Annotated in this window: 16 protein-coding genes and 1 tRNA gene; 9 read left to right on the top strand and 8 right to left on the bottom strand. The window is 65.0% G+C overall.

Going from position 1 to position 16,593, the window contains the following annotated elements; genetic code table 11:
* The first annotated feature begins 43 nt into the window (after positions 1-43).
* Positions 44-1,507 (top strand): amino acid permease, encoded by a 1,464-nt coding sequence (locus HNP60_RS08985; RefSeq protein ID WP_184152690.1) that lies wholly within the window; start codon positions 44-46, stop codon positions 1,505-1,507.
* A 103-nt stretch (positions 1,508-1,610) separates the two neighbouring features.
* Here HNP60_RS08985 and HNP60_RS08980 read toward each other — a convergent pair whose 3' ends face one another.
* The 3 genes from HNP60_RS08980 to HNP60_RS08970 form a co-directional block, all read right to left on the bottom strand.
* Positions 1,611-1,757, bottom strand: a complete 147-nt coding sequence (locus tag HNP60_RS08980; protein ID WP_184049021.1) for a hypothetical protein — start codon at positions 1,755-1,757, stop codon at positions 1,611-1,613.
* Positions 1,758-1,878: 121 nt separating this feature from the next.
* Positions 1,879-1,955, bottom strand: a tRNA-Pro gene (locus HNP60_RS08975).
* Between the two features lie 167 nt (positions 1,956-2,122).
* Positions 2,123-2,335, bottom strand: coding sequence for a hypothetical protein (locus HNP60_RS08970; RefSeq protein WP_014076134.1), 213 nt, complete (start codon positions 2,333-2,335; stop codon positions 2,123-2,125).
* A 274-nt stretch (positions 2,336-2,609) separates the two neighbouring features.
* Between HNP60_RS08970 and ettA the strand changes: the two genes are divergently transcribed.
* A complete protein-coding gene (ettA, locus tag HNP60_RS08965; RefSeq protein WP_014076133.1) occupies positions 2,610-4,289 on the top strand; it encodes an energy-dependent translational throttle protein EttA in 1,680 nt (559 codons plus the stop codon).
* A gap of 82 nt (positions 4,290-4,371) precedes the next feature.
* Here the strand turns inward: ettA and HNP60_RS08960 are convergent, their stop codons facing one another.
* The 3 genes from HNP60_RS08960 to HNP60_RS08950 form a co-directional block, all read right to left on the bottom strand.
* Positions 4,372-4,653, bottom strand: a complete 282-nt coding sequence (locus HNP60_RS08960) for an acylphosphatase (RefSeq protein ID WP_184049024.1) — start codon at positions 4,651-4,653, stop codon at positions 4,372-4,374.
* Between the two features lie 101 nt (positions 4,654-4,754).
* Complete coding sequence (locus HNP60_RS08955; protein WP_184152687.1) at positions 4,755-5,138, bottom strand: gamma-glutamylcyclotransferase family protein; 384 nt, start codon at positions 5,136-5,138, stop codon at positions 4,755-4,757.
* Positions 5,131-5,772, bottom strand: coding sequence for a carbonic anhydrase (locus HNP60_RS08950; RefSeq protein WP_184152684.1), 642 nt, complete (start codon positions 5,770-5,772; stop codon positions 5,131-5,133). Before HNP60_RS08950 ends, HNP60_RS08955 begins: the two co-directional genes overlap by 8 nt.
* Before the next feature lie 68 nt (positions 5,773-5,840).
* Between HNP60_RS08950 and lipA the strand changes: the two genes are divergently transcribed.
* Positions 5,841-6,818 carry a lipoyl synthase gene (gene lipA / locus HNP60_RS08945; RefSeq protein ID WP_184152682.1) on the top strand — a complete coding sequence of 326 codons (978 nt, stop codon included), beginning with the start codon at positions 5,841-5,843 and terminating at the stop codon, positions 6,816-6,818.
* A gap of 6 nt (positions 6,819-6,824) precedes the next feature.
* Positions 6,825-7,301 (top strand): type II toxin-antitoxin system RatA family toxin, encoded by a 477-nt coding sequence (locus HNP60_RS08940; protein WP_184152679.1) that lies wholly within the window; start codon positions 6,825-6,827, stop codon positions 7,299-7,301.
* Here HNP60_RS08940 and HNP60_RS08935 read toward each other — a convergent pair.
* Both HNP60_RS08935 and HNP60_RS08930 read right to left on the bottom strand, forming a co-directional pair.
* A complete protein-coding gene (locus tag HNP60_RS08935; RefSeq protein WP_184152676.1) occupies positions 7,247-7,783 on the bottom strand; it encodes a CinA family protein in 537 nt (178 codons plus the stop codon). The genes HNP60_RS08940 and HNP60_RS08935 overlap by 55 nt on opposite strands.
* Positions 7,784-7,864: 81 nt before the next feature.
* Positions 7,865-9,061, bottom strand: coding sequence for a bifunctional 2-C-methyl-D-erythritol 4-phosphate cytidylyltransferase/2-C-methyl-D-erythritol 2,4-cyclodiphosphate synthase (locus tag HNP60_RS08930; RefSeq protein WP_184152673.1), 1,197 nt, complete (start codon positions 9,059-9,061; stop codon positions 7,865-7,867).
* Positions 9,062-9,145: 84 nt separating this feature from the next.
* On the opposite strand from HNP60_RS08930, the gene dusB reads away from it, so the two are divergent.
* The 5 genes from dusB (at position 9,146) to ntrX (ending at position 16,476) form a co-directional block, all read left to right on the top strand.
* Positions 9,146-10,174, top strand: coding sequence for a tRNA dihydrouridine synthase DusB (gene dusB, locus HNP60_RS08925; protein WP_184152670.1), 1,029 nt, complete (start codon positions 9,146-9,148; stop codon positions 10,172-10,174).
* Positions 10,164-11,282 (top strand): two-component system sensor histidine kinase NtrB, encoded by a 1,119-nt coding sequence (locus HNP60_RS08920; protein ID WP_014076124.1) that lies wholly within the window; start codon positions 10,164-10,166, stop codon positions 11,280-11,282. The genes dusB and HNP60_RS08920 overlap by 11 nt, the downstream gene beginning before the upstream one ends.
* On the top strand, positions 11,279-12,730 hold the full coding sequence (gene ntrC, locus HNP60_RS08915; RefSeq protein ID WP_014076123.1) for a nitrogen regulation protein NR(I): 1,452 nt from the start codon (positions 11,279-11,281) through the stop codon (positions 12,728-12,730). The genes HNP60_RS08920 and ntrC overlap by 4 nt, the downstream gene beginning before the upstream one ends.
* A 142-nt stretch (positions 12,731-12,872) precedes the next feature.
* Entirely contained in the window at positions 12,873-15,119 is a 2,247-nt protein-coding gene (locus HNP60_RS08910) for a sensor histidine kinase (RefSeq protein WP_221414619.1), read from the top strand.
* Positions 15,109-16,476: a nitrogen assimilation response regulator NtrX gene (ntrX, locus tag HNP60_RS08905; RefSeq protein ID WP_014076121.1), complete on the top strand. Its 1,368-nt coding sequence runs from the start codon at positions 15,109-15,111 to the stop codon at positions 16,474-16,476. The genes HNP60_RS08910 and ntrX overlap by 11 nt, the downstream gene beginning before the upstream one ends.
* Positions 16,477-16,593 lie beyond the last annotated feature (117 nt).

Below are 16,593 nucleotides of genomic sequence, written 5' to 3'. Positions count from 1 at the left end.
ACTCTCCCGGATCATCCGATAAGATAAACAGGGAGATTTTGGGGTGAGTTCAGGATTTTGGGGGCCGATCAAGCCGATCGGCGGTGGACAGCATGATCATCATCGTCGGCTGAAACCGACGCTGTCCTGGCCGCACCTGATTGCGCTTGGCGTCGGCGCCATCGTGGGAACGGGTATCTACACACTCACCGGCGTGGGCGCTGACAGGGCGGGGCCCGCCGTGGTGCTGGCCTTTGCGATCGCCGGGGCCGTCTGCGCCTGCGCGGCGCTCGCTTATGCCGAACTCGCAACGCTCATTCCCACGGCAGGCAGCGCCTATACCTACAGCTATTCCGTGATGGGCGAGACCATCGGCTGGGTGGTCGGCTGGAGCCTGATCCTCGAATATTCGCTGGCGTGCAGCACTGTGGCGGTCGGCTGGTCGGGCTATCTGGTCGGCTGGATCCAGTCCGTCGGGATCGAGTTGCCGCCGATGCTCCTGGCGGGGCCCCATGGCGGCGGGATCATCAATCTTCCCGCCGTGCTCGTGGCGCTGGCGATTGCCGGCATGCTCATTGCCGGCACGCGGGAAAGCGCCACCTTGAACATCGTGCTGGTCATCATCAAGCTGACGGCCCTGTCCTTTTTCGTAATACTGGCGCTGCCCAGCTTCTCCGCCGGCAATTTCGAGCCGTTCATGCCTTATGGTTTCGGCAGTCATGAAATCGGCGGCACGACGCGTGGCGTCATGGCGGCGGCGGCCATCGTCTTCTTCGCCTTCTACGGCTTCGACGCGGTGGCGACCTCGGCAGAGGAGGCCCGCAATCCCGGCCGCGATCTCACCATCGGCATCATCGGCTCGATGGCGGTCTGCACGCTCATCTACATGGCAGTGGCGGTCTCTGCCGTCGGTTCGCTGCATTTTACCGAGCTTGCAGGCTCGTCCGAGCCGCTGGCGCTTGTCCTGCGGACCCTGGGACATCCCTTCGCTGCATGGGCCATTGCGGCCGCCGCACTGATCGCTCTGCCTTCGGTCATCCTCGTGATGATGTACGGGCAGAGCCGCATCTTCTTCGTGATGGCACGGGACGGCCTCCTGCCGCGTTCCCTCAGCGATGTGTCGCCGCGCACCGGCACGCCGGTGAAGATCACGGCGATCACGGGCGTCTTCGTGGCTGCAGTTGCCGGTTTCTTTCGTCTCGACGAGATCGCCGAACTGGCCAACGCCGGAACGCTCATTGCTTTCATCGCGGTCGCGGCCTGCATGATGATCCTGCGTCGTCGCGCGCCGGACCTCGCCCGGGTCTTCCGTTGCCCACAGCCCTATCTCGTCGGCACGCTGGCGATCCTGGGCTGCATCTATCTGCTCATCAGCCTGCCTTCCACGACACTGGTACGCTTCGTGGGGTGGAACATCGTCGGCTTGCTGATCTATTTCGCTTATGGCCGCTCGCGCAGCCTGCTGGCCCGCACGGGCAAGCCCGCGGCGGAAGGCAGCGAACCCGAGCTGATTCCGCCGCACCAGTAAGGAATGACGGTGGGATGGCCAGCTTTGCCGTTCCACCGCGACACGCGGATATGACAAAAGGGCCGCCCGATGGGCGGCCCTTGCCTCTTCAGGAATGGACCCGTCAGCGCTGAGGCTGATTATTCTGGCGCTCGCCGCCCTGCTGCTGCCGGTTCTGGTCCTGCTGCTGGGACTGCTGGCGATCGCGCTCGGCATTTCCGCCCTGCTGGCGATTCTGGTCCTGATTATTGCGCGGTGTCTGCTCTGCCATTTCGGTTCTCTCCTTTCGTCCCTCGCTTGGGGGACAGGAAGAAAATCCGGCCGTGGTGAGAATGTTCCGGGCGATGCGGCGGACCGTGCATGCGAGGCAGGGAATGGCACGGATGGATAAATGGTCGGGGAGACAGGATTCGAACCTGCGACCCTCTGCTCCCAAAGCAGATGCGCTACCAGGCTGCGCTACTCCCCGACGGCTGCCCGCTTAACGAAGCGGGAGCGGCTCGGCAATCGCCATGGTGATCTTTGTTTGCGTCCCGGGGCGGCCCGAAGGTCAGGCGTTTTCAGGAAACGGAAAGGGCGGCGCCGCGTTACGACACCGCCCTTGCGAATTATTCATCGAACCGAAATTCGCGCAGATTACTCTGCGGCGTTCGTCGCGTTGGCAACGTTGGCAACGTTCGCGGCATTGTCGACGGCGTTGGCAGCATTGTCGACGGCGTTCGCGGCGTTCTCGAGCTCGTCAACGACGACTTCGTTGCTCGCGTTGTTCATCTCAGCCGCCGGCTTCTCGCCGCACGCAGCCAGGCTCATCAGCGCAGCAGCAGCGCAGGCCACAGCAAACTTCTTCATATTATTTGGCTCCCATAGCAAAGTGCGTGCTTCCGCTAAGAAGCACGAGCCGCCCAATTAACGCGTGCAGCGGGGAAATCAATAGGCTTTTCAACCGATCCAATTGGAAATTGTCGCAGCGCAGCATGCGAGATCGGCTGAGCTGCGAGTCTCGGTGGCGGCACCGTGGCCCCGGACTCGCACCATGTCAGCGGACATTTGCCAAGCAACGCCGGCTCGGCTAACCGGGCCGGGATTTTTCCACAACCCAAATCCCATTTGAGGACCGATCTCCATGGCCGTCCAGTACAGTTTTGTCATGAAGGGGCTGACCAAGACCTTTCCCGGCGCCAACAAGCCGGTTTTCAACAACATAAACCTTCAGTTCCTGCCCGGGACGAAGATCGCCGTCATCGGCGTGAACGGTGCCGGCAAGTCGACGCTGATGAAGGTGATCGCCGGCATCGACACCGAGTTCCAGGGTGAGGCCTGGGCGGGCGAGGGCATTCGCGTGGGCTATCTGCCGCAGGAGCCGCAGCTCGATCCCAACAAGACGGTGATGGAGAATGTGAAGGACGGCGTGCGCCCCGTCGCCGATCTCGTCGATCGTTTCAATGAAATCAGCAATATCATGGGCGACCCGCCCGAAGATGTCGATTTCGATGCGCTGATGACCGAGATGGGCGAGCTTCAGGAAAAGATCGATGCCGTCGATGGCTGGACACTCGACAACCAGCTCGAGATCGCCATGGAAGCGCTGCGCTGCCCGCCGGGCGACTGGGGCGTCGAGAATCTCTCCGGTGGCGAGAAGCGCCGCATCGCGCTGTGCCGGCTGCTGCTGGAGAAGCCCGATATCCTTCTGCTCGACGAGCCGACCAACCATCTCGACGCCGAGAGCGTCCAGTGGCTGGAACAGCATCTCATCAATTATCCGGGCAATGTGATCCTCGTCACCCACGATCGCTACTTCCTCGACAATGTCGTGGGCTGGGTGCTGGAACTGGACCGGGGCAGGGGAATCCCGTTCGAGGGCAATTATTCCGCCTGGCTCGAGGCGAAAGCCAAGCGCATGGAGCAGGAAGAGCGCGAGGAAGCGGGGCGCCAGAAGGCCATCAAGGAGGAGCTGGAGTGGATTCGCCAGTCTCCCAAGGCGCGGCAGACCAAGAGCAAGGCGCGTATCCGCGCGTTCGACGAACTGGTCGAGAAGCAGGAGAACCGCGCACCGGGCAAGGCGCAGATCGTCATCCAGACGCCCAAGCGCCTCGGCGGCAAGGTGATCGAGGCCAAGGGCCTCACCATGGCCTATGGCGACAAGCTGCTGTTCGAGAATCTCGACTTCCTGCTTCCCCCGGGCGGCATCGTGGGCGTCATCGGCCCGAACGGCGCCGGCAAGTCGACCCTGTTCCGGCTGATCACGGGCCAGGAGACGCCCGACAGCGGCACGATCGAGGTCGGTGAGACGGTCCAGCTCGGCTATGTCGACCAAAGCCGCGATTCGCTCGATCCCAACCACAATGTTTGGGAAGAGATCAGCGGCGGCCATGATCTCATGACCATCGGCAAGCACGAGATCCAGACGCGGGCCTATGTCGGCGCGTTCAACTTCAAGGGCGTCGACCAGCAGAAGAAGGTCGGGCAGCTGTCCGGCGGCGAGCGCAATCGCGTGCATCTCGCCAAGATGCTCAAGGAGGGCGGCAATGTCCTCCTGCTGGACGAGCCGACCAACGACCTCGACGTCGAGACGCTCCGTGCGCTGGAAGATGCGCTGGAGAATTTCGCCGGCTGCGCCGTGGTCATCAGCCACGATCGTTTCTTCCTCGACCGACTCGCCACGCACATCCTCGCTTTCGAGGGCAACAGCCACGTCGAATGGTTCGAAGGCAATTTCGAGGCCTATGAGGAAGACAAGCGCCGCCGGCTCGGCGATGCGGCGGATCGCCCGACCCGCCTCGCTTACAAGAAGCTGACGCGCTGACCTGAAACGGCATGGTGAAAAGGCGCTCGCTCGGTTGCGGGCGCCTTTTCGCGGTAGCGGCGAGAGACTGCCGACCTGTGGCTCAGGCGGTCGGGCGCTGCTCGAACAGATGGTGGTCGCCGGGGCTCGCGGGACTGTCTCGGACCGCATCGACCTGTGCGGCAGGCGGGCCGGACCGCGCGAGCATCAGGAAATGCTCGACCTGCCCGTCCTCGCCCTGCACGAAGGCTTCGACGCTGCCATCCAGCCGGTTGCGCACCCAGCCGGCCAGTCCCAGCTTGCGAGCCGTGGCAACCGTCCAGCCGCGATAGAACACGCCCTGTACCCGGCCGGTGATCCTGATGTGCTTTGCGATGAAGGCCATGAGCGGGATGTGTCAGCCGCCCGGCGCATTTTCAAGTCGCGGGCGATCGCCGGACAGGGCCGGCGTTCCACGGAGGATCGCTCTGGAACGCGTCGCGAATCTCAGCGCATCCGCCAGTTTCCGGTGGCGATGATCGGGCGATCCCGGACGGTGCGGTTATATTCATATGTCCAGACGCGCCGGGAACTATCGAGCAGATCGACCTCGATCCGACGATATTCCGAACCGACCGGATTTTCCGGATCGTAAAGCTCGTAGAGATCGATCTCTTCGATCAGTCCGGGCTCCTCGAACTCCAGGATTTCCCCCTGGACGATCCCATGCGGGCCAGTGATGAGGCCTGGATAATCGCCGAGATGATAAAGGCGGCCCGCCACCCGGTCAGCTCCGAGATGTCGGGTCCGGTGCTCGAGGCCGAGCGTCTGATACCCCGTTCCGCCGGGCATGAGCTGGCCATAAGTGAACAGGCGGAAAGGGCTATTCATAGGGCGTGAAGACACCTGTCTGTTCATCCAGCAAGTGGAGCTTCCCGTCGGAAATGGCGAAGAAGGCTCCCTTCAGGGACAAGACGTTGCGGTTCTCCTTTTCCCTTACCCATGGGAAGGTGCGCAGGTTGGCGAGGCTGACCTTGACGGCCGCCTGTTCCATCGCGCGGCCGACATCACGGCTGCGGTTCTCGCCGTAACGGGCGATGACGTCCGCGCGGGCGTCGTCGAGCAGGGAAATCCAGCTGGCGATGAAGCCCCCTTCGCCCGGCGGCGCGCCATGCATGTCCTGCGTCAGCGCGGCATGGCAGCCGCCGCACAGGCCGTGGCCGAGCACCAGTATCTCCTCGACGCCCAGCATCTGCACCGCGAATTCCAGTGCCGCCGAGACGCCGTGGTGGCCCGGGCTGGTCTCGAAAGGTGGCACCAGCGCGGCAACGTTGCGCACGACGAAGATCTCGCCCGGATCGGCGTCGAATATCTCGGTCGGGTCCACGCGGCTGTCCGAACAGGCGATCACCATGACGCGGGGGCTCTGGCCGTCGGCCAGTTGCTCCCATCGCGCGCGCTGATTCGTCCAGCCGGTGCTGCGGAAGCGCCGATATCCTTCGAGCATGTTCGCGAATGTTGCCATGGCGATTTCGCTCCTGCACAAGTTCGACAGGGCTGGCAAGGCGGCGCGCGGATCGCTATCTGGACCCCATGAACGACATTTCCTCGGAACCGCGCGGCCTGGGTTCGCGCAAGCCGGACTGGATCCGCGTCAAGGCCCCCGTCAGCCAGGGCTATGAGGCGACCCGCAAGCTGATGCGGGACAAGGGACTGGCGACCGTCTGCGAGGAAGCCGCCTGCCCGAACATTGGGGAGTGCTGGACGAAGAAGCACGCCACGGTGATGATCCTGGGTGATGTCTGCACGCGCGCCTGCGCCTTCTGCAACGTCAAGACGGGCATGCCGCGTCCCGTCGACCTCCGCGAGCCCCAGAATCTGGCGGATGCCTGCGCGGAAATGGGGCTGGAGCACATCGTGGTCACCTCCGTCGACCGGGACGACCTGCCCGACGGCGGCGCACGGCAGTTCGTCAAGGTGATCGAAGCGCTGCGTCGCACCACGCCGGAAACCACGATCGAAATCCTCACGCCGGATTTCCGTAACAAGCATGAAGCCGCTGTCGAGGCGATCGTCGCTGCCCGGCCGGATGTCTATAATCACAATCTGGAGACGGTCCCGCGCCTCTATCCCACCATTCGACCGGGCGCGCGTTACTACGCTTCGCTGCGTCTGCTGGAGATGGTGAAGAAGCTTGATCCCTCCATCTTCACCAAGTCCGGCGTGATGCTCGGCCTGGGCGAGCAGCGGCTCGAAGTGCATCAGGTGATGGACGACATGCGCTCGGCCGATGTCGATTTCCTCACCATGGGGCAGTATCTGCGGCCCACGCCCAAACATGCGCCGGTGATGGAGTTCGTGACGCCGCAGGCATTCAAGGCCTATGCGGCAATCGCGCGCGCCAAGGGCTTCCTGCAGGTGGCATCGAGCCCGCTCACGCGCTCCAGCTATCATGCCGGTGCGGATTTCCAGCAGATGCGCGCGGCGCGCGAGGCTGCGCTGGCGAAGGCCGCCGCCGCTTCGGGTATCGGCCCGGCCGGATCGCGGGCAGGGGAGGCGTCAGCCCGCTGACCTGCCATGCCCAGACACAACGAAACCCGAAGACTGCCCTACAGCCCGACCCAGATGTATGATCTGGTGGCCGATGTGGCTTCCTATCCGGAGTTCCTGCCCTGGGTGACGGCCATCCGCGTCCGCTCGCAGAGCGAGACGGAAATGGTGGCGGACATGGTCGTAGGCTTCAAGGGGCTGCGCGAGACCTTCACCTCGCGCGTCGTCAAGCGCCGGCCGGAAAGCGTGCATGTCGATTATGTCGACGGGCCGCTGCGGCATCTTTCCAACGACTGGCAGTTCCGGCCGGACGGGGAAGGCGGCGTCCTCATCGATTTCTCGGTCGATTTCGCGTTCAAGAGCCGCATGTTCGAGATGCTGGCTGGCCAGGTCTTCGACCGGGCCCTGCGCAAGATGATCGGCGCTTTCGAAGAGCGCGCCGCAGCGCTTTATTCGCCCAGCGCCTCCGGCAACAGCAATTCGAGCGCGCACAGCGCGGCGTGAAGCCGGATCTTCGCGCGGCCTTCGTCCTCGAACCGTCGCAGGTCCGCCACCACATTCTCGCTTTCGTCGCCGCGTTCGGCTCGGGCGAAGACGACGGTGCCGACCGGCTTGAGCTCCGTTCCGCCGTCAGGACCCGCGACGCCGGTGATCGACACCGCGATATCCGCGCCGCTGCGATTGAGCGCGCCTTGCGCCATGGCCCAGGCCGTGGCGATGGAGACCGCGCCAAAGGTATCGAGCACGTCCTCGCTCACGCCGAGCAGGCTGATCTTCTGCGCATTGGAATAAGTGACGAAACCTGCTTCGAACACCGCGGACGAACCGGGAATTTCGGTGAGCGCTGCGGACACGAGGCCGCCAGTGCAGCTCTCGGCAACAACAATACGCCGTCCGAGCTTGCGATTGGCCTCGATTACCTCGCGGGCCAACATCACCAGCTCTTCCGGCAGCAAGCATATCTTTGCTTCTGCGACCCCTGCCATGCCGCGCAGCATGGGCCGATCCGCCTCAAAAGCCAATGGCATTAACTCTCCTGCGGGTTTCGCCCAGTGAACCGGTGAAGCTCAGGGCGCAGGAAAGGCCGGTTCTTCGGGCAAGCGAAGGCTGGCCAGGGTTTGCGCCGCGATGCCCTCGCCCCGGCCGGTGAGGCCAAGCCGCTCCGTTGTCGTCGCCTTCACGCTCACCCGCGACTCAGGTATGTCCATGATCCGGGCGAGGGCGCTGCGCATCGCATCGCGATGAGGCCCGATCTTCGGAGCCTCGCAGATGATGGTCACGTCGACATGGTCGATGATCCCGCCCCGGGCGCGGACACGCTCCGCCGCGAAGGCCAGGAACTGCCCGGATCGCGCGCCGCGCCACTGCGGATCGGAGGGAGGGAAATGGCTCCCGATATCGCCTTCCGCCAGCGCACCCAGAATGGCGTCGACAAGGGCGTGGATTGCCACATCTGCATCGCTATGGCCGGACAGCCCATGGCTGTGGGGAATTTCGACACCGCACAACCAGAGCGGGGCGCCCGCGACCAGGCGGTGAACATCGAAGCCGAGGCCAGTGCGGGCCGTCATTATCGCCATGAGCTCCCGCTCCATTCGTTCATGATCGCCCGGCCAGGTGATCTTGTCGAGCCGCGTATCGCCCTCCACCAGCCGGACCGCGCTGCCCGTCGCCCGAACCATCTGCGCGTCGTCCGTCGGTTCCAGCTCGCCGGACCAGCCGCGATGGGCAGCCAGCACCACTTCAAAATCGAAGGCTTGCGGCGTCTGCACCCGGCGCAGGACTGCGCGGTCGATCACGGCGCCGGCCTCGTCCCCCTCCGCCCGCACCAGCGTATCGGCAACAGGCAGCACCGGCATGGCTCCAGCGGCGCCCGTCGCCAGGGCGCTGAGCAGCCGGTCGATCACGCCTGCCGGCAGCACGGGGCGGGCACTGTCATGGATGAGGACGCGCGCGGGCGGAGTCTCCGCGCTCGCCAGGGCTTCCAGCGCATTCGCGACCGATTGCCGGCGGGAGGCGCCGCCTTCCACGATGAGCACATCCGCCGCCTCGTCGCCAAGCATCGCGCGCGCTTCGTCCGCCATGCCCGGCGCCACCACCAGCAGCACAATGTCGACGGCGGGATGCCCGCGCAAGGCCAAGATGGAATGGGCGGCGACCGGCCGCCCGGCGAGCGGGCGATATTGCTTGGGCCGCATTGCGCCCGTGCGTGAACCGCTTCCGGCAGCGAGGACGATAGCAGCAGTGCGCGGAGGGGAGACCATGAGCGAGGCGCTTAGCCCAGCGGTTGCTTGCTCGCCAACCGCTTTCGCGCTAAGGGCGCTGCCTGTTTTTTAGGCATTCTGAACATGACGACGCTCAAGCCCATCCAGATCGGTCCGGTGCGGATCGACATGCCGGTGATCCTCGCCCCGATGACGGGCGTCACCGACATGCCCTTCCGTACGCTCGTGCGCCGTTATGGCTCCGGGCTCAACGTCACCGAGATGATCGCGTCGCCGGCGATGATCCGGGAGACGCGCCAGTCGCTTCAGAAAGCGGCATGGGCACCGGTCGAGGAGCCGGTCTCGCTCCAGCTTGCCGGGTGCCAGCCCGCCGAGATGGCGGAGGCTGCGAAGCTGAACGCCGATCGTGGGGCCGCGATCATCGACATCAACATGGGCTGTCCCGTCAAGAAGGTGGTCAATGGCGATGCCGGTTCGGCGCTGATGCGCGACCTGCCGCTCGCGGCCAGCCTCATCCGGGCGACGGTCGAAGCGGTCGATGTGCCCGTTACCGTCAAGATGCGCATGGGCTGGTGCCATGACAATCTGAACGCGCCGGAGCTGGCGCGCATCGCCGAGGATCTGGGCGCGCGGATGATTACCGTCCACGGCCGCACGCGCAACCAGATGTACAAGGGCAGTGCGGACTGGGCCTTCGTCCGGAAAGTGAAGGATGCGGTCGGCATCCCTGTTATCGTGAATGGCGACATCTGCTCCATCGAGGACGCGCGCACCGCACTGGCGCAGAGCGGCGCCGACGGAGTCATGATCGGTCGCGGCGCTTATGGGCGGCCCTGGCTGCTTGGCCAGGTCATGCAGGCGCTGGCCACCGGCGAGCACCGGCCTGACCCCGATCTGGCCGAGCAATATGCCATGATCACAGAGCATTACCGCGCAATGCTCGATCATTATGGCGAGATGACCGGCGTCAACATGGCGCGCAAGCATCTGGGCTGGTACACGCGCGGCCTGCCGGGCTCGGCGGAATTCCGCAACAAGGTGAACCAGGTGCCGGACGCGGCGCGCGTGCTCGACATGCTGGCCCGTTTCTACGAGCCGTTGCTGGCGCAGCCCGAAGCGGTGCTGCGCGAACCAGTGCGGAATGCAGCCTGAGAACGGGAGAAACCGGCTGTCGAGCCAATTCCTTCCCGGCAGGGGGGCACTGCCGGACGCCGCCGAACTGATCGCCGCGCACCCGGTCGCCACGCTGCTGATCGGACCGGACGGCCGCATCGCGTCGGCCAATGCCCGCGCGGAATCGCTGCTCAACATGGCGCGCTCCGCTTTGGTGGGCAGTGTCGTCGGGCGCGTGTTGCGCATTGCCGATCCGCACATGGACACGGCCATCTGGATGACGGACAAGCCGCTCTCCGCCTTCGGCATTCAGGTCCATGCCGGGCGGAACGAGGCGCTGGAAATGGATGTGCTGATCCATCCGTTGCTCGAGGATGAGCGCTGGCGGGTCGTGGCGCTCCATGTTCATGGCCAGTCCCAGACGCTCGGCGTGCGCCGCTCATCCATGGGCGTGCGCTCGGCGACGGGCGCGGCCGCCATGCTTGCGCATGAGATCAAGAATCCGCTTTCCGGCATACGCGGCGCCGCGCAGCTTCTGGAAGGCGATGCGGGGGAAGCCACTCGCCCACTCACCAAGCTGATCTGCGACGAGGTGGACCGCATCGCGGCACTGATCGACCGGATGCAGCATTTCACCAGCAACCAGCCGCTCGCCTGCCGCCCGGAGAATATCTATCCGCTGCTCGATCGCGCGGTGGAGATCGCGACGGCGGGTTTCGCGCGCGATTGCCCGATCGTGCGGACTTATGACCCCTCCCTGCCGTTCGCGCAGGTGAATGGCGACGCCTTCGTCCAGATCATGCTCAACCTCGTGAAGAATGCGGTGGAAGCCGTGGAGGGGGTCGAGGATGGGCGAGTGCAGGTCGCCACGGCTTATCGGCACGGCCTCTCGGTGCTGAGCGGGAAGGGGACATCCCCTCTCCAGATCGAAATCCAGGTGATCGACAATGGGCCCGGCGTGCCGGACAGCATCCGGGACGTGCTGTTCAATCCCTTCATTTCCAACAAGCGCAGCGGGCAGGGTCTGGGCCTTGCTCTTGTGGACAAGCTGGTGCGGGACATGAACGGGCTGGTGCAATATGAGCGGGACCAGGCATCTGGCCGCTCGATCTTCAGGGTGCTGTTGCCGATGGGCGCGAACGGATGACCAGACTGACCGGCAAGATTCTCGTTGTGGATGACGACCCGGCCATCTGCGTCGTCATATCCGAAGCGCTCAAGCGTCAGGGCCATATCGTCCGGACGGTCGGGTCCATTGCCGAGCGCCGCGCGACACTGCCCGTCTTCGCGCCGGATGTGCTCATCACGGACGTCATGCTGCCTGATGGCGACGGTCTCGACGATGTCGGCGCCATCCTCGCCGAGGAGCCGGATCTCAAGGTCATCATCCTTTCCGCGCAGAACACGCTTAACACCGCGGTGCGCGCGACGGGGCAGGGCGCTTTCGAATATCTCCCCAAGCCTTTCGATCTCAACGAGCTGAGCCGCGCGGTGGCGGAAGCCATCAGCGTGCGTTCGAGCGGCGACGCGCCGGAAGCGGGCGAAGGCGGCGGCGGGGAGGAATTGCCTCTGATCGGTCGCTCGCCGCAGATGCAGGAAGTGTATCGCACGATTGCGCGGGTGGTGAGCAATGATCTCAACATTCTCGTGCTCGGCGAATCCGGTACCGGCAAGGAACTGGTGGCCGAAGCGATCCACAGCCTTGGCCCCCGGCGCAGCCAGCCCTTTGTGGCGATCAACATGGCCGCCATCCCGCGCGAGCTGATCGAGGCGGAGCTGTTCGGTTATGAGCGCGGGGCCTTCACCGGTGCGGTCGCTCGCTCCGCCGGCAAGTTCGAACAGGCGGAGGGGGGCACGCTGTTCCTCGACGAGATCGGCGACATGCCGATGGATGCGCAGACCCGCCTGCTGCGCGTGCTCCAGTCCGGCGAGATCACGACAGTCGGCGGCACCCGGCCAGTGCGCGTGAACGTGCGGATCATCGCCGCCACCAATCAGGATCTTCCGGACCTGATCGCCGAGGGCCGCTTTCGCGAGGACCTGTTCTACCGGCTCAATGTCGTGCCGATCCGCCTGCCGGCCCTGCGGGAGCGCGCCGGCGACGTACCTCTGCTTGCCCGCTATTTCCTCGACAAGGCCGCGCAAGGCGGCCTGCCGCGCAAGAGCCTCTCGGACGAAGCGGCGCGGTTGCTCGAGGCCTATGACTGGCCCGGCAACGTCCGCGAATTGCAGAACCTCATGAAGCGGCTGACCGTGCTGACCCGCGATCAGGAAATCCAGGTGCAGCATCTGCGCCAGGTACTCACCTTCGCGCAGACGCTGGGCGGGGCCACCGCGAGCGGCGCGGTCGACTTGCGCGAAGCGGCCCGGCGCTGGGTGCGGGAGCAACTCGCCGTCGGCACGGGCGCCATCGCGCATGATCTGCACGATCGCCTGCTCGGCGTCATCGAACCCGTGCTGCTGGGCGAGACGCTGGCGGCGCTGGACGGCAACCAGATTCGTGCGGCTGCGACATTGGGCATGAACCGCAACACGCTGCGCAAGAAGCTCAATCACTACGATATCGATCCCGCCATGCCCTTGCGCGAGCGCTAGAACGCGTTTTTCGGACAGCACCGGTGACGGCCCGGTGACGGGTTGCCTGCGCGGGACGTTCCTCTCGTAAAGCGTGTTTTCAGAGACACGCCGATGTTGTATCGCTGCCACGATGGATCAGAGAACGGGTCGGAATGCAGGGATGGACGAGTCGTCGCCGACCTTGTTCGGCTCGCCTCGGCTCGGCCGCCTTGCGGAGCTTCTGGCCGGCGTCACGCTGCTCGTCACTGCCGGTTTCACTTACTGGCTGATCGGTCGGCCGCAGCAGGACGATTCGCTGCTCAGCGCGCCCGTGGTGGCGCTTCTGCTGGTGCTGAACCTGCTGCCGGCGATCATCCTGCTCGTGCTGATCGGCCAGCGGATCGCACGCCGCCGTGCCGCGCGCAGCCTCGTCGGCGGAAACGGGCGCCTGCACGTGCGCCTCGTGGCTCTGTTCTCGATGATTGCCAGCCTGCCCTTGCTGCTGGTGGTGATCTTCGCCTCGCTGCTGTTCCAATATGGCGTGCAATTCTGGTTCTCGGCCGATGCGCGCGGCATGCTGCAGAATGCCAGCGATCTCGCGCGCGGCTATTATCAATCCAATCTCAAGGAGCTGGGTGACGAAACCATCACCATGGCCAGCGACTTGCGCGATTATCTCACCCAGTCGAGCATCACGAGTCCGTCCTTCGCCGAGGGTTATATCTATCAGGTCGTCACCCGGAAGCTGAACCGCTCGGCGATCATCGAGATTGGCCGCGATGGCGTGGCGCGCACCGCTGCGACGGTGGATCCCGAGCAGCGCACGGCGGCGGACGTGATCACGCCCGAGATCATCCGGCATCTGCGCGCCGGGCAACCGGTGTTCGTCCAGGCCAAGCCCAACCAGATCGAGGCCTTCGCGCTGCTTTATCCGGATTCCCGCACCTTCCTCTATGCCACGCGCGATTCCGCCATATCCGCGTTCAGCGAGATGGAGCGGGCACAGGCCGTGCTCGCCGATTATGACGAATTCGCCGCCCGTTCGCGACAATTGCAGCTGCGCTTCAACATCGCCCTGTTCATCGGCACGCTGATGCTGGTGGGAACGGCGGTCTGGATTGCGCTGGCCGTCGCGGACCGGCTGGTGCGGCCGGTGGGCGAGCTGGTCGACGCGGCCCGCCGCATCACCGCGGGAGATCTCTCCACGCGCGTCGCCGATGCCCATGGCCGGGACGAGCTGGGCACGCTCGCCAGCACGTTCAATCGCATGACCCAGCGACTGGAAGCGCAGACCACCGCACTGGTCGCCGCCAACAACCAGCTCGCCAACCGCCGCGCGCTCATCGAGGCGGTGCTGTCGGGCGTTAGCGCCGGGGTCATTTCGGTCGATCCCCATGGCGAGATCCTGCTGCTCAACAGTTCGGCGACTGCGCTCCTGGTAAAGCCCGGCGTCCAGGCGGTCGGCTTGCCGCTCGCCGAACTCTCGCCGGAGCTTGCCGAACTCATGGAGGCGGGGACCGGAGCGGACATCATCCAGATCCGTGCCGGCGGCGAGATCCGCACACTCGCGGTTCGGGTGGTCGCCGAGGGCGGAAATCGGGTGCTGACTTTCGACGATATCACGCAGCAGCTGCTCGACCAGCGCCGCGCGGCCTGGTCGGACGTGGCGCGGCGTATCGCGCACGAGATCAAGAATCCGCTCACGCCCATCCAGCTCGCAGCCGAGCGGCTCCAGCGCCGCTATGCCAAGGAGATCGAATCCGACCCCGGCACCTTCCGTCGCCTCACCGAGACGATCGTACGGCAAGTGGGCGATCTGCGCCGCATCGTGGACGAGTTCGGCTCCTTCGCACGTATGCCCAAGCCGGTGTTCCGCGAGGAAGCGCTGATCGATATCGCGCGCCACGCGATGTTCCTGCATGAGGTGGCGCATCCCCAGATCGCTTTCGCTTTCAAGGGTGATACGGCGGACATCACGCTGGTCTGCGATCGGCGGCAGATCGGTCAGGCACTGACCAACATCGTCAAGAACGCCGTCGAGGCGATCGAGCAGCGTCATCTCGGGGAAGCCAGCGAGGCCGGGCGCGGGGAGGAGGCTTCCGCGCCTCATGGCCATATCGCAATGGCCGTGCACCAGCAGGAGGGCGAGCTCGTCATTTCCGTTGCGGATGACGGCATTGGCCTGCCCGTGGAACGCGAGCGGATCATCGAGCCCTATATGACCACGCGCGCCAAGGGCACCGGCCTTGGGCTCGCGATCGTGAAGAAGATCGTGGAGGAGCATTTCGGCACGATGAGCTTTGCCGATGCGGAGAATGGCGGCGCAGTGGTGACCCTGCGCTTTGATGTCGCGCGGCTCGCTCGCCTGGCGGAGGACGGCGAGGAGCGGCCCGGAGATATGATGAAAGAGACACTGAATGGCGCTTGATGTTCTGATCGTGGATGATGAAGCGGATATCCGGGAGCTTGTCGCGGGCGTCCTGGAGGATGAAGGCTTCGAAACGCGGCTCGCCGCCAGTAGCGATGAGGCGCTGGAAGCCCTGGCGGCGCGCAGGCCCTCGCTGGTGCTACTCGATGTCTGGCTGCAGGGCTCGCGGCTCGACGGGCTGGAACTGCTCGAGGAGATCAAGCAGCGGGATGCGACCATTCCGGTGCTGATGATATCCGGGCACGGCAATATCGACACTGCCGTGGCGGCCATCCGCAAAGGCGCGGTCGATTTCATCGAGAAACCCTTCGAATCCGACAGGCTGCTTCACATCGTTGGCCGTGCAACCGAGACGGAGCGGCTGCGGCGCGAAAACCAGGTGTTGCGCGCGCGCTTCGGTCAGGAAGAAGAGCTGACCGGCACCAGCAATGCCATCAATTCGGTGCGCGCCACTATCAAGAAGGTTGCGGGCACCGGGAGCCGCGTGCTGATCTGCGGCCCTGCCGGCGTGGGCAAGGAAGTCGCTGCCCGGATGCTCCACAACTGGTCCGGCCGGGCGGACGGTCCGTTCGTCATCGTCACGGCCGCCCGCATCGAGCCTGAGCGAGCCGAGGAAGCGCTGTTCGGCGTCGAGACGCCGGAGGGCATCATTCGGCCCGGCCTTCTCGAGCAGGCGCATGGCGGCACATTGTTCCTGGACGAGATCGCGGACATGCCGCTGACCACCCAGGGCAAGATCCTGCGCGTGCTGACTGACCAGAGCTTCACGCGCATTGGCGGCCAGCGGCAAGTGAAGGTGGACATCCGCGTGATTTCCTCGACCGCCCGCGATCTCAAGGAGGAGATCGAGGAGCGGCGTTTCCGCGAGGATCTCTATTACCGCCTGAACGTGGTGCCGCTCGTCATTCCCCCGCTGGCAGACCGCCGGGATGATATTCCCGGGTTGGTCGAGCATTATCTGGCCCGTTTCGCGGCAGAGCGCGGCATGCCGGCCCCGGTCATGGCGCCCAACACCATGGCGGCGCTGCAATCGGGGGACTGGCCTGGCAATGTGCGGCAGCTCCGCAATGTCGTGGAGCGCACCATCATCCTGGCGCCGATGCAGCCCGGCGGCGTGATCGAGCTCGACATGCTACCGGTCGACGCGACAGGCGGCAGCGATGATCTGGGGCTTTCGAGCGCGATCATGGGCGCCCCCTTGCGCGAGGCGCGCGAGAACTTCGAGCGCGAATATCTGCGCATCCAGATCAAGCGGTTTTCGGGGAACATCTCGCGCACCGCCGCGTTCATCGGCATGGAGCGCTCCGCGCTTCACCGCAAGCTCAAGTCGCTTGGGCTCGGCGAGGGCAGGGACTGAGGCGCGGGAAACGCCTCGCGCCTTGCGCGCGATCGACGGAATGAGCCGCTGGCCTGGGGGACGGCTGTCATGAATGGCTTTTGTGCATTGCAGCAGGCTATGGCTGGATTTCCCCTG

Source organism: Sphingobium lignivorans (assembly GCF_014203955.1).
Classification (GTDB): domain Bacteria; phylum Pseudomonadota; class Alphaproteobacteria; order Sphingomonadales; family Sphingomonadaceae; genus Sphingobium; species Sphingobium lignivorans.
The sequence above is the reverse complement of the archived record's forward strand: the minus strand, read 5'-3'. Positions and strand labels throughout refer to the sequence as shown.